Source organism: Ponticoccus sp. (in: a-proteobacteria), from assembly GCF_048381735.1.
The window spans coordinates 275,499-288,346 of record NZ_JBLXGL010000002.1 but is presented as its reverse complement, the minus strand read 5'-3'; the positions used below and the strand labels follow the sequence as shown (position 1 = coordinate 288,346).

Sequence of the window (12,848 nt, the reverse complement as noted above, 5' to 3'; positions counted from 1 at the left end):
TTGCCTATTGCGACTTCGAAAACGGCGGCCACTGGCCGCCGTTTTCATTTGTGACCGCGGCGCCGCTCAGGCCAGCATCCACAGCGCGCCAAGGCCAAGGCCGGCACAAAGCCCGGCGCCAGCCCACAACAGCCGCGCCAGCCAAGGCGAGGGCGCGCGTTCCGGTTCCGGCTGGGCCTGCCGGATCAGCGCCGCTTCCACGAGGCCGGGAAGCCTTGGCCCGAAGCGGGCCATCACCAGCGCCGTCTTCCACAGGTCCGAGGCCGCGGCCCGCGGCCCGATCGACTGCTTGATGTAGGCCTCGACCACCGGTTTCGCGACGTTCCAGATGTTCATCCGCGGGTCGAGCGACCGCGCCACACCCTCGACCACGACCATCGTCCGCTGAAGCAGGATCAGTTCGGTCCGGGTTTCCATCCCGAAGCGTTCGGTCACCTCGAACAGGTAGGACAGCAGTTTCGCCATGGAGATCCGCGTCGCATCCATGCCGAAGATCGGCTCTCCGACGGCACGCAGGGCGCGGGCGAATTCATCCACGTCGCGGTCGGCGGGGACATAACCCGCCTCGAAATGGACCTCTGCCACGCGCTGGTAGTCGCGCCGGATGAAGCCGAAGAGGATCTCGGCGTAGACCCGGCGCGTGTATTCGTCGATATGCCCCATGATCCCGAAATCGAAGGCGACGATATCGCCGTTCGGGGCCACCTTCAGGTTGCCCTGATGCATGTCGGCGTGAAAGAAACCGTCGCGCAGCGCGTGGTTCAGGAACAGTTGCAGCACCCGTTCCGACAGGGCCGCGCGGTCGTGCCCGGCGGCATCCAGTGCCGCATTGTCACCCAGCGGCACACCCTCGACCCAGCTCATCGTCATGACCCGGCGGCCAGAGTAGGGCCAGCGCACCACCGGCAGGTCAAAGCCCGCGTCATCGGCGGTGTTCGCGGCGAACTGGCTGGCAGAGGCCGCCTCCAGCCGCAGGTCCAGCTCGCCCAGAACTACGCCCTCGAAATGCTCGATCACGTCGCGGGGACGCAGGCGGCGCGAGGCCGGCGAAAGCGCCTCGATCACGTTGGCGGCGAAGTAGAAGGCATCGATATCGCGCCGAAAGGCCCGTTCGATGCCGGGGCGCAGGACCTTCACGGCCACGTCGTCGCCGGTCTCCGCCAGTCGGGCGCGGTGGACCTGCGCGATCGAGGCGGCGGCCACGGGGGGGCTGAACTCGGAAAACACCTCGGACACGGGCTGGCCGATTTCCTCGGCGACCTGCCGCTTGGCCTCGTCGATGGAAAAGGGCGGCAGCTTGTCCTGCAACACCCGCAATTGCCGGGCGAGGTCGTCGCCGACCACGTCGGGGCGCGTCGACAGGATCTGTCCGAACTTGATGTAGGCCGGGCCAAGCGCCTGAATGGCGCGGACGGCGGGCGGCAGGGCCGGATCGCCCTTTTCGCCAAGCCACTTGAAGGGCCAGCCCAGCACGCGCGCGGCCACCCGCAGCGGCGCCGGTGCTTCCATGGCGTCCAGCACGACACCCATGGCGCCGGTGCGCTCCAGCGTGGCGCCGGTGCGGATCAGACGCAGGATATTGTGGGGGCCGCGCACCTAGAGTTTCCAGCCGGAATGCAGGCAGGCCACGCCCATGGTCAGGTTCCGGTACTTGGCGTTCTCGAACCCGGCGCCGCGCACCATGCCCAGAAAGGTCTCTTGATCCGGGAAGCGGCGGATCGATTCCACCAGATACTGGTACGAGTCGCGGTCGCCGGCGATCATCTGGCCCATGCGCGGGATGATGTTGAAGGAATAGAGGTCATAGGCCTTCTGCATCATGTCGTTGGGAATATGGCTGAATTCCAGCACCATCAGGCGCCCGCCGGGTTTCAGCACGCGATATGCCTCGGCCAGGGCGACCTCGGGGCGGGTGACATTGCGGATGCCGAAGGACACCGTGTAGACGTCAAAGCTGTTGTCGGCGAAGGGCAGGGCCATGGCATCGCCCACCACCCAGTCCAGCGAGTCCCCAAGCGCCTCGGCCTCGGCGCGCTTGCGGCCTTCGACCAGCATCGGTTCGGTCAGGTCCAGAACCGTGGCGTGACCGCGGCCCGCGCGCTTCAGGAACCGGAACGAGATGTCGCCGGTTCCGCCTGCCACATCCAGCAGCCGCTGGCCGGGCCGGGGCGCCAGCCAATCCATCATCGCGTCCTTCCAGACCCGGTGGATGCCCATGGACATAGCGTCGTTCATGACATCGTATTTCGTCGCGACAGAGCTGAAAACGCCCTGCACCCGTCCGGCCTTTTCCGATTCGGGAACTTCGGCATATCCGAAATGTGTCGTCTTTCCGGTCTCTTCGCTCATGGGCCTTGCCGTTTCTTTCTGCGTGCCTTTCTTATAGGTCGCCCCGGCGCCGTTACAATGAGCAGGACCCGTCCCATGCCCGAATTGCCCGAAGTCGAGACAGTCCGTCGCGGTCTGGCCCCCGTGATGGAGGGCGCGGTGATCGCGCGGGCCGCCGTGAACCGGCCCGATCTGCGCTGGCCCTTCCCGCCGGACATGGCCGCGCGGCTGACCGGCGCGCGGGTCGACCGGCTGCGGCGCCGGTCGAAATACATCCTCGCGGACCTGTCCACGGGGGAATCGCTGCTGATCCACCTTGGCATGTCGGGGCGGATGCTGGTGTCGGGCGATCCGCTGGGCCTTTTCGTGCACGATCACCCGGCGCCCGAGAAACACGACCACGTGGTGTTCGACATGGACAACGGCGCGCGGGTGACCTTCAACGACCCGCGCCGCTTCGGCGCGATGGACCTGCTGCCCACGGACAGCGCAGAGGGCCACCCGCTTCTGGCCTCTCTGGGGCCGGAGCCGCTGGGCAACCAGTTCAGCGAATCCCACCTTGTCGAGGCCCTGAAGGGGCGCAACATGCCGATGAAATCGGCGCTTCTGGATCAGAAGATCGTCGCGGGGCTGGGCAATATCTACGTCTGCGAGGCGCTCTTCCGTTGCGGCATCCATCCCGCGCGCAAGGCGGGCCGGGTTTCGGCGCGGCGCGTGGCCGCACTGGTGCCGGTGATCCGCGCGGTGCTGACCGATGCCATCGCGGCGGGCGGCTCCAGTCTGCGGGATTTTCGGCAAGCCGATGGAGAGCTTGGATATTTCCAGCACAGCTTCGACGTTTACGGGCGCGAGGGTGCGCCCTGCCGGACGCCGGGATGCTCTCAGGAGATCCGCCGTCTGGTGCAGTCGGGGCGGTCTTCGTTCTATTGCCCGGCCTGCCAAAGATAATTGACCGACCTGCCCAAGATGGTAAGGCTGGGCGACTGACGGAACCGGACGGAGCCCAGAACTCATGGCTTATGAGACGATCATCGTCGAAGTAGAAGACCACGTCGCCACCATCAAGCTGAACCGGCCCGACGCGCTGAACGCCCTCAACTCCGAGTTGCTGGGCGAGCTCTCCGAGGCGCTGGCAGAGGCGGACGGCAACGAGAAGGTGCGCTGCATCATCATCACCGGCTCGGCCAAGGCTTTTGCCGCCGGGGCGGACATCAAGGAGATGTCGGAAAAATCCTATGTCGACATGTTCCTGTCGGACTTCTTCGGCAAGGAAGGCGCGGCGATCACCTCGACCCGCAAGCCGGTCATCGCCGCGGTCGCGGGCTATGCACTGGGCGGCGGCTGCGAACTGGCAATGATGTGCGACTTCATCATCGCCGCCGACACGGCCAAGTTCGGACAGCCCGAGATCAACCTTGGCGTGATGCCGGGGCTGGGCGGGACACAGCGACTCACCCGTTACATCGGCAAGTCCAAGGCAATGGACATGAACCTGACCGGTCGCTTCATGGATGCCGAAGAGGCAGAGCGCGCCGGGCTGGTCAGCCGCGTCGTGCCGGCCAAGCAGCTGATGGAAGAGGCGCGCGCCGCCGCCGACAAGATCGCCGAAAAGTCGATTCTCTCGGCCATCGCCTGCAAAGAAGCGGTCAACCGCGCCTATGAGACGACCCTCTCCGAAGGCCTGCTGTACGAGCGCCGCCTGTTCCACGCGCTCTTTGCAACCGAGGATCAGAACGAGGGCATGGCCGCTTTCATGGAAAAGCGCACGGCGCAGTTCCGGGACCGCTGAGGCCCTGAACCGGATTCGGGCATAATCGCCTTGCCCGAATCCAGCGGGGCCTGTATAGGCGCCCGTCATACATGCGCGTGATGCCCGCTCTGGCAAGAATCGGTCCCGGATGACGTTCGGGTTTGTGTCAGGCGTTGCGCCTTTAACAGAAGCTTAAGACTCAGGATCGATCATCATGGCAAATACCCCCCAGTCGAAGAAACGCGCCCGTCAGAACGACTCGCGCTTTGCTGTCAACAAAGCCCGCCGCTCGCGCATCCGCACCTTCCTGCGCCAGGTCGAAGAAGCCATTGCCTCGGGTGACAAAGAGGCCGCTCAGGCCGCTCTGAAAGCCGCTCAGCCCGAGCTGATGCGGGGCGTTACCAAGGGCGTTTTCCACAAGAATACCGCGTCGCGCAAGCTGTCGCGTCTGTCTTCGCGTGTGAAGGCACTAGGCTGAACTCTCACTATATCTAGTGGTTTTCGTGAAAGGCATCGCTATATGCGGTGCCTTTTCGCATTGTGGGGATTCCTTGCCATACCCTTAGATTCGTTTCCTCACTATTCCCGAGTCAAGCAAGAGTTTCAGTTGCCGCTCTGCTGAGAGACTTGCTAGTTTCACCAAGCGAGTCACGGAGTCGTCAAGACGCCGGGACGACCTTGGGGGACAAAGCTGCCACCACCGCTAGGGGATAGAGCGGTGTCGCCCGGCATGCCGCACTGCGCGGTGTATCGGGCCAAAGGGGAAACCCTTGCTGCGTCCAAATTAGATCTTGCGGTCGGCAAGCCGTATTCCGGGAACGGAATCGTGCCAGCCGACCTTCCGCGGGGCCTGTGCCCCGAGCGATTCCCTTCCGGGAAGCGCGTGGAAAGGATTTGCCCGAGGTTCAGCACCACGCCGGGAAGGGGCCCGGCGGGGACGGGAACACGAGGAAGAGTAGAATGACACGAGACAAGTGGATCGCACTTCAAGAGCAGATCCGCGCGACCATCGGGCAGAACAATTACAAGACCTGGATCGAGCCGCTGCTGTATGGCGGTGTGGATTCCGAGGGCGAGTTCACCCTTCTGGCGCCGACCAATTTTTTCGGAAGCTACGTAGAGTCGAACTACGGGGACATGCTGCTGGCCCAGATTTCGCTCGTCAGTGCCGAGGTGCGCAGGCTGGCCTTCACCGTGGGCCGCGCAGAGCACCCCGAGGCGCCGCGCGCCGAAACCGCCCCGGTGGCGGAACAGGCCGTTGTCGCCGATACGGTCGTCAAGGAAGCACCCGCAAAGGACGCGCTGCCCGGCGCGCCGCTGGATGCGCGGTTCAGCTTTGACACCTTCGTGGTCGGCAAGCCGAACGAGCTGGCACATGCCGCCGCCAAGCGCGTGGCGGAAGGTGGTCCCGTCACCTTCAACCCGCTATTCCTCTATGGTGGCGTCGGCCTCGGCAAGACGCACCTCATGCACGCCATCGCGCACGAGCTGAAGACCCGCAATCCCCACCTCACCGTGCTCTACCTTTCGGCGGAACAGTTCATGTACCGCTTCGTGCAGGCCCTGCGCGAGCGCAAGATGATGGACTTCAAAGAGCTGTTCCGCTCTGTCGATGTGCTGATGGTCGACGACGTGCAGTTCATCGCCGGCAAGGATTCCACGCAGGAGGAATTCTTCCACACCTTCAACGCGCTGGTGGACCAGAACAAGCAGATCATCATCTCGGCGGACCGTGCCCCGGATGAGATCAAGGATCTGGAAACCCGCATCCGAAGCCGCCTGCAATCCGGGCTGGTGGTCGACCTGCACCCGACGGACTACGAGCTGCGCCTCGGCATCCTTCAGTCCAAGGTCGAGGTCTACAAGGGCATGCACGCGAACCTGACCATCCAGGACGGCGTGCTGGAATTCCTGGCCCACCGGATCAGCACCAACGTCCGCGTGCTGGAAGGCGCCCTGACCCGTCTGTTCGCCTTTGCCAGCCTCGTGGGCAAGCCGATCGACATGGATCTGGTGCAGGACAGCCTTGCCGACGTGCTGCGCGCCTCGGAACGCAAGATTTCCATCGAGGAAATCCAGCGCCGCGTGGCCGAGCATTACCACATCCGCCTCAGCGACATGATCGGGCCCAAGCGGGTGCGCAACTTTGCCCGGCCGCGGCAGGTGGCGATGTATCTCTGCAAGCAGCTGACCAGCCGCTCGTTGCCGGAAATCGGCCGCCGTTTCGGCGGGCGCGATCACACCACGGTCATGCATGGGGTGAAGCGGATCGAGGAACTGCGGATGAAGGACGGGCAGATCGACGAGGATGTCGAGATGCTGCGCCGCGCGCTCGAGGCCTGAGCCCTGCTTACCACAAGGGGGGCTGCGTGCCCCCCGATGCCTTGACGCCCTTTTAAAACAATCCGAAAACAGACAAAACGGCCTTGGAGCAAGCGCTGGCCCAAGCTAGGGTGCGCCTCCGGGACACGCGAAGAGGGCTGGGGACGATGAAGATCAGCATGGAACGTTCGGCGCTTCTGCGCGCCGTGGCGCAGGCGCAATCGGTCGTGGAGCGGCGCAACACGATACCGATCCTTGCAAACGTGCTGATCGAGGCCGAGGGCGAGGCAGTCACCTTCCGGGCCACCGATCTGGACATCGAGGTGCTCGACAAGGCCGTGGCGCAGGTCGAACGCGCGGGCGGCACGACGGTTTCCGCGGTGACCCTGCACGAGATCGTCCGCAAGCTGCCCGACGGCGCGCTGGTGACCCTGTCCGAAGAGGGCGGGTCCGGGCGGCTGACGGTCTCGGCCGGGCGGTCGAACTTCAACCTTGCGACGCTGCCGAAAGAAGACTTCCCGGTCATGGCGACCTCGGAATACGGCACCAATTTCAAGGCCAAGGCGCAGGTGCTGCGCCGTCTCTTCGACAAGTCGAAATTCGCGATTTCCACCGAGGAAACGCGCTATTACCTGAATGGCGTCTACATGCATGTGGCCGACAGCGAGGATGGCCGGATGCTGCGCTGCGTGGCAACGGACGGCCACCGGCTGGCGCGCATCGACGCGCCGCTGCCCGAGGGCGCGGCAGAGATGCCGGGCGTCATCGTGCCGCGCAAGACCGTGGGCGAGCTGCGCAAGCTGCTGGACGAGGACGACATGGAAATCGCGGTGTCGGTCTCCGAGACCAAGGTGCGCTTTGCCACGCCGGACATCACGCTGACCTCGAAGGTCATCGACGGCACCTTCCCCGATTACACGCGCGTCATCCCGCAGGGCAACACCCGCAAGCTGGAGGTCGACGCCAGCGAATTTGCCAAGGCGGTGGACCGCGTGGCGACGGTGTCCTCGGAACGCTCGCGCGCGGTGAAGCTGCAGCTGGACGAAGACCGGCTGATCCTGTCGGTGAACGCGCCGGACCAGGGCGCCGCCGAGGAAGAGCTGGCCGTGGCCTATGGCGACGAGCGGCTGGAAATCGGGTTCAACGCCAAGTACCTGCTGGAAATCGCAAGCCAGGTGGATCGCGAGAATGCGGTGTTCCTGTTCAATTCCTCCGGCGACCCGACGCTGATGCGCGAGGGGACCGACACCAGCGCGGTCTACGTCGTCATGCCGATGCGCGTGTGATCGGCGGCAGAAGCCTCCGGCGGAGAGTATTTGTACCAAGAAGAAGCGCAAGCGCGGTGATCCGATGCACCTGTCGCGCCTGAGCCTGTCGCATTTCCGGTCGCACAAGCAGGTGTCGCTGGAGGTGGACGCGCGGCCCGTCGCCCTGTTCGGGCCGAACGGGGCGGGCAAGACCAACCTGATCGAGGCGGTGTCGCTGTTTTCCCCCGGTCGCGGGCTGCGGCGGGCTGCGGCCTCTGACATGGCGCGGCGGCCCGAGGCCCTGGGCTGGAAGGTCTCGGGCGTGTTGGACGGGCCGGATGGCGCGCATGAGGTGGATTTCCTGTCCGAGGGCGGCGCCGCCCGGGTGGTGCGCATCGACGACAAGCCTGCCAGCCAGGTGGCCCTGGGGAAGATCGCGCGGGCGGTCTGGCTGGTGCCGGCCATGGACCGGCTCTGGATCGAGGGCGCCGAGGGGCGGCGTCGCTTCCTTGACCGGCTGGCCCTGTCCTTCTTTCCCGATCACGCGCAGGCGGCGCTGGATTACGAGAAATCCATGCGAGAGCGCAACCGGCTGCTGAAGGATCAGGTTCGCGACGGGCATTGGTATCTTGCGCTGGAGGCGCAGATGGGGCGCAGCGGCGCGGTGTTGCACGCCAACCGCCTGCGGACGCTGGCGCGGCTGGCGCGGGCGCAGGAGGGCGCGCAGACGGCCTTTCCCGTGGCCGAGCTGACCCTGACGCAGGGCGAGGGCGAGATGCCCGCCGACGAGGCCGCGCTGGTCGGTGCGCTGGCCGAGAGCCGGGGTCGCGACCTGCAGGCGGGGCGCAGCCTTGTCGGGCCGCACCGCGCGGACATGCTGGGGGTCTTCGCCGCCAAGGGGGTGCCGGCCTCTGACTGTTCGACCGGCGAGCAGAAGGCGTTGCTGATCTCGCTGATCCTTGCCAATGCCCGGGCGCTGGCCGAGGACGAGGGCGCGCCGCCGCTGGTGCTGCTGGACGAGGTCGCGGCGCATCTGGACGCGGGCCGCCGGGCGGCGCTTTACGACGAGATCTCTGCCCTTGGCGCGCAGGCCTGGATGACCGGAACCGGGCCGGAGCTTTTCGCGGAACTGGGGGCGCGGGCGCAGCGGATCGAGGTGCGTGACGAGGCGGGTGTCTCGGCTGTCGTCCCGCTGTAATCCGGAGGGGTAAGGCCCGGCGGATACTCACCAAATCTTGTGTCCTTTGCGTGACAACCCCCGGCGCGGACGCTATAAGTTGCGGCACAAGAACAAAGGATCAGGCAATGTCCGAACCCGCACCGGCGCCCCAGGAATACGGCGCTGATTCAATCAAGGTTCTCAAGGGCTTGGAGGCGGTGCGCAAACGCCCCGGCATGTACATCGGTGACACCGACGACGGGTCCGGCCTGCATCACATGGTCTACGAGGTCGTGGACAACGGCATCGACGAGGCGCTGGCCAGGCATGCCGACTACGTCCACGTCAAGATTCACGCGGATTCCAGCGTGTCGGTACGCGACAACGGCCGCGGGATTCCCACCGATATCCATGCCGAAGAGGGCGTTTCCGCGGCCGAGGTCATCATGACCCAGCTGCATGCGGGCGGGAAGTTCGACCAGAACAGCTACAAGGTTTCGGGCGGTCTGCACGGGGTCGGCGTTTCCGTGGTGAACGCCCTGTCGGTCTGGCTGGAACTGCGCATCTGGCGCAACGGCAAGGAACATTACGCCAAGTTCGAGCATGGCGAGACGACAGAGCATCTGCGCGTCGTCGGCGATGCCAATGGCGAGAAGGGCACCGAGGTGCGCTTCCTTGCCTCGACCGATACCTTCAGCAATCTCGACTACGATTTCCACACGCTGGAAAAGCGCCTGCGCGAGCTGGCCTTCCTGAACTCCGGCGTGCGCATCATCCTCGAAGACGACCGCCCCGCAGAGCCGCTGCATATCGAGCTGCACTACGAGGGCGGCGTGCGCGAGTTCGTCAAATACCTGGACCGCTCGAAGCAGCCGGTCATGCCGGCCCCGGTCTACATGGAAGGCGAGCGCGACGGCATCGGCGTCGAGATCGCCATGTGGTGGAACGACAGCTACCACGAGAACGTGCTGCCCTTCACCAACAACATCCCGCAGCGCGACGGCGGCACGCATTTGGCGGGCTTCCGCGGCGCGCTGACGCGGCAGTTGCAGAAATACGCGACCGAAAGCGGCATCGCCAAGCGCGAGAAGGTGACCTTTACCGGCGACGACGCGCGCGAGGGGCTGACGGCGGTTCTGTCGGTCAAGGTGCCGGACCCGAAATTCTCCAGCCAGACCAAGGACAAGCTGGTCTCGTCCGAGGTCCGTCCGGCGGTCGAAAGCCTGATGAACGAGAAGCTGGGCGAGTGGTTCGAAGAGAACCCCAACGAGGCCAAGCAGATCGTCGGCAAGATCATCGAGGCCGCCATGGCCCGCGAGGCGGCGCGCAAGGCGCGCGAGCTGACGCGGCGCAAGAACCCGATGGATGTGAACTTCCTCGCGGGCAAGCTGAAGGATTGTTCCTCGAAGGATCCGAGCCAGACAGAGGTCTTCCTCGTCGAGGGTGACAGCGCCGGCGGCTCTGCCCAGACCGGCCGCGACCGGCGCACGCAGGCGATCCTGCCGCTGCGCGGCAAGATCCTGAACGTCGAGCGGGCGCGCTTTGACCGGATGCTCGGCAGCCAGGAGATCGGCAACCTTGTGATGGCTCTGGGCACCGGGATCGGGCGCGACGAGTTCAACATCGAGAAGCTGCGCTACCACAAGATCGTCATCATGACGGACGCCGACGTCGACGGGGCGCACATCCGGACGCTGCTGCTGACCTTCTTCTACCGTCAGATGCCGGAACTGATCGAAGGCGGCTATCTCTATATCGCCCAGCCGCCGCTGTACAAGGTCGCGCGCGGCAAGTCCGAGGTCTACGTCAAGGATCAGACCGCGCTGGAAGACTACCTGATCCAGCAGGGCGTCGAAGGCGCGCAGCTGACGCTGGACAACGGAGAGGTCATCGCCGGGCAGGATCTTGTCCGGGTGATCGAGGAGGCGCGGCAGCTCAAGCGGGTGCTGGATGCCTTCCCGACGCATTACCCGCGCCACATCCTTGAACAGTCGGCGATTGCCGGGGCCTTTGTGCCCGGCGCGGTGGATTCGGACCTGCAGGGCGTGGCCGACAAGGTCGCGGCGCGGCTGGACCTGATCGCGCTGGAATACGAAAAGGGCTGGGCCGGGCGCATCACCCAGGACAAGGGTATCCGGCTGGCGCGGGTTCTGCGCGGCGTCGAAGAGGTGCGCACGCTGGATGGCCCGATGCTGCGCTCTGGCGAGGCGCGCAAGACGGGCTCCTTCACGCAAAGCCTGCAGACCATCTACGACCGCGCCGCCATGCTGGAACGCAAGGACCGCCGCCAGATCGTCTACGGCCCGCTGGGCCTGCTGAAGGCAATCCTCGACGAGGGCGAAAAGGGTCTGACGCTGCAACGCTACAAGGGTCTGGGAGAGATGAACCCCGGACAGCTTTGGGAAACGACGCTGGACCCGGACGCGCGGACGCTTTTGCAGGTGACGATCGACGATATGGCCGAGGCGGACGACCTGTTCACCAAGCTGATGGGCGATGTGGTCGAACCGCGCCGCGAGTTCATCCAGCAGAACGCGCTGACGGTGGAAAACCTCGACTTCTGAGGGGCTTGTCGGCGCGCGCGACGGCTTGATGCGCGTGCCGATATCCGGCTTTGCCCGCGTCCTCCGTCGCTGTCATGTGGTGACCGCGGGTTCCCCGGCTGGTCCGCCCGTGGGCAGCGGCGTGCAGAGCGCGACAATCCGCCAGTGATGGGGCCGCCCGGGCGGCGCCGGGCGTCAGAAAGTCATCCCGCGATGTCCTTGGGGCTTCGCTTCGGGTCTGGCCGGCAGATCACCGGCCAGACCCCGTGTCCGCGCCCTGTCAGATGATCCGAACCTGTGTTCCGACGGGGGTGATCTCGAAAAGCTCGGCGATCTTGTCTTTGTAAAGCCCGATGCAGCCGTCAGAGGACCGGCGACCGATCTTGCGGGTGTCGTGGGTGCCGTGGAGAAGGTAGGCGGGCCAGGACAGGTACAGCGCATGGGTGCCAAGCGGGTTGTCGGGCCCCGGCGGCATGTATTTCCAGCCGAAGCGTTCCACCTGGCTGGGCGTCGGCGTCCAGTCGGGGCCGACCTTCTTGCGCACGATCCGGGTATAGCCGCGCTTGGTCAGATCTTCCGAGATCGGCACCGAGGTGGGATAGACCCGGTAGTCCGTTCCGTCGGCGTTCCAGTAGTGCAGCGCCCGCGATGCGGTATCGGCCACGATGGTGGCAACACCCAGGTCATCGAAATGGTCCTGCCAGCGTTGCACCACAAAGCTGGACAGGTTGCGGCGCACCGGCTCTGAGGCCTGGATCACCGTGGGGGCCGCAAGACCGGCGAGGCCGGACAGGATCGCGGCGCGGCGCGTCAGGGGGTTTGTCATCTGCTTTCTCCTTCCGTTTTTCCGGGCTGTCTTGGGGGGGACGCGGTCAGCCACGGGCCGTGGCCACGGCGTCCCGCAGTTCGCTGGCGCCCATCGCACCGGCATAAAGCGCCTCTCCGACGATGAAGGCGGGCGTTCCGCGCAGGCCGATCAGGCTGGCCTGCTCGCTGTTGCGGCTCAGCAGCGCGTCCCATTTTTCGCGGTCGCCGCGATAGGCCTTGTCCAGCGCCGCGACATCGAAACCGGCCCGTCCAAGCGCCCGGTCGATCGACCGGTTGTCCAGCCGTCCCTCGGTTTCCATCAGCGCGGTGTTCGCGTCCTCGTAGCGGCCCAGCGAAGCGGCCCCCAGCACCAGCTGACTTGCGCGGACCGAAGGCGCGCCGAAGATCGGCCAGTCTTTCATCACCAGGCGGATATTGCCGTCGGCCTTCACGACCTCGGTCAGCGGAGGATGGTTGGTCTTGCAGTAGGGACACTGGTAGTCGAAGAATTCGACGATGGTGACGTCGCCCTCTGGGTTGCCGAGCACCGGGTTCACCGGATCGAAAAGCACGTCCTCGACGGTCAGCGCCTTGGCTGAGGCGGGCGACCGCAGCATCGACATCAGGCCGGCCCCGGTCGCTGCGACGATCAGGCCGCCGGTTACAAAAGTCCTTCGCGTGGATTTGGGCAT

11 protein-coding genes are annotated in these 12,848 nt (G+C 65.4%); 7 read left to right on the top strand and 4 right to left on the bottom strand.

Annotated elements, in window-relative coordinates:
* Positions 1-66 precede the first annotated feature (66 nt).
* Together ubiB and ubiE are read right to left on the bottom strand one after the other, a co-directional pair.
* Positions 67-1,596 (bottom strand): 2-polyprenylphenol 6-hydroxylase, encoded by a 1,530-nt coding sequence (gene ubiB, locus ACN5KJ_RS05675; protein ID WP_418592534.1) that lies wholly within the window; start codon positions 1,594-1,596, stop codon positions 67-69.
* Positions 1,597-2,349: a bifunctional demethylmenaquinone methyltransferase/2-methoxy-6-polyprenyl-1,4-benzoquinol methylase UbiE gene (gene ubiE / locus ACN5KJ_RS05670; protein WP_347166290.1), complete on the bottom strand. Its 753-nt coding sequence runs from the start codon at positions 2,347-2,349 to the stop codon at positions 1,597-1,599.
* Between the two features lie 75 nt (positions 2,350-2,424).
* On the opposite strand from ubiE, the gene mutM reads away from it, so the two are divergent.
* The 7 genes from mutM to gyrB all read left to right on the top strand — a co-directional run bounded on the left by mutM (position 2,425) and on the right by gyrB (position 11,370).
* The gene (gene mutM, locus ACN5KJ_RS05665) at positions 2,425-3,276 is read left to right on the top strand and encodes a bifunctional DNA-formamidopyrimidine glycosylase/DNA-(apurinic or apyrimidinic site) lyase (protein WP_418592532.1); all 852 of its coding nucleotides are present in this window, start codon (positions 2,425-2,427) and stop codon (positions 3,274-3,276) included.
* Positions 3,277-3,340: 64 nt separating this feature from the next.
* Entirely contained in the window at positions 3,341-4,117 is a 777-nt protein-coding gene (locus ACN5KJ_RS05660; protein ID WP_206562758.1) for an enoyl-CoA hydratase, read from the top strand.
* A 175-nt stretch (positions 4,118-4,292) separates the two neighbouring features.
* On the top strand, positions 4,293-4,556 hold the full coding sequence (gene rpsT, locus ACN5KJ_RS05655; protein ID WP_418592530.1) for a 30S ribosomal protein S20: 264 nt from the start codon (positions 4,293-4,295) through the stop codon (positions 4,554-4,556).
* 482 nt (positions 4,557-5,038) lie between these two features.
* Complete coding sequence (gene dnaA, locus ACN5KJ_RS05650) at positions 5,039-6,421, top strand: chromosomal replication initiator protein DnaA (RefSeq protein WP_418592529.1); 1,383 nt, start codon at positions 5,039-5,041, stop codon at positions 6,419-6,421.
* A 146-nt stretch (positions 6,422-6,567) separates the two neighbouring features.
* On the top strand, positions 6,568-7,686 hold the full coding sequence (gene dnaN, locus ACN5KJ_RS05645; RefSeq protein ID WP_347166287.1) for a DNA polymerase III subunit beta: 1,119 nt from the start codon (positions 6,568-6,570) through the stop codon (positions 7,684-7,686).
* 64 nt (positions 7,687-7,750) lie between these two features.
* Positions 7,751-8,845 carry a DNA replication/repair protein RecF gene (gene recF / locus ACN5KJ_RS05640; protein ID WP_418592527.1) on the top strand — a complete coding sequence of 365 codons (1,095 nt, stop codon included), beginning with the start codon at positions 7,751-7,753 and terminating at the stop codon, positions 8,843-8,845.
* A gap of 107 nt (positions 8,846-8,952) precedes the next feature.
* Positions 8,953-11,370 carry a DNA topoisomerase (ATP-hydrolyzing) subunit B gene (gyrB, locus tag ACN5KJ_RS05635; RefSeq protein WP_418592525.1) on the top strand — a complete coding sequence of 806 codons (2,418 nt, stop codon included), beginning with the start codon at positions 8,953-8,955 and terminating at the stop codon, positions 11,368-11,370.
* Between the two features lie 259 nt (positions 11,371-11,629).
* On the opposite strand, the gene ACN5KJ_RS05630 is transcribed toward gyrB, so the two are convergent.
* Entirely contained in the window at positions 11,630-12,175 is a 546-nt protein-coding gene (locus tag ACN5KJ_RS05630; RefSeq protein WP_418592524.1) for a L,D-transpeptidase, read from the bottom strand.
* Positions 12,176-12,221: 46 nt separating this feature from the next.
* Positions 12,222-12,848: a DsbA family protein gene (locus tag ACN5KJ_RS05625; protein WP_347166284.1), complete on the bottom strand. Its 627-nt coding sequence runs from the start codon at positions 12,846-12,848 to the stop codon at positions 12,222-12,224.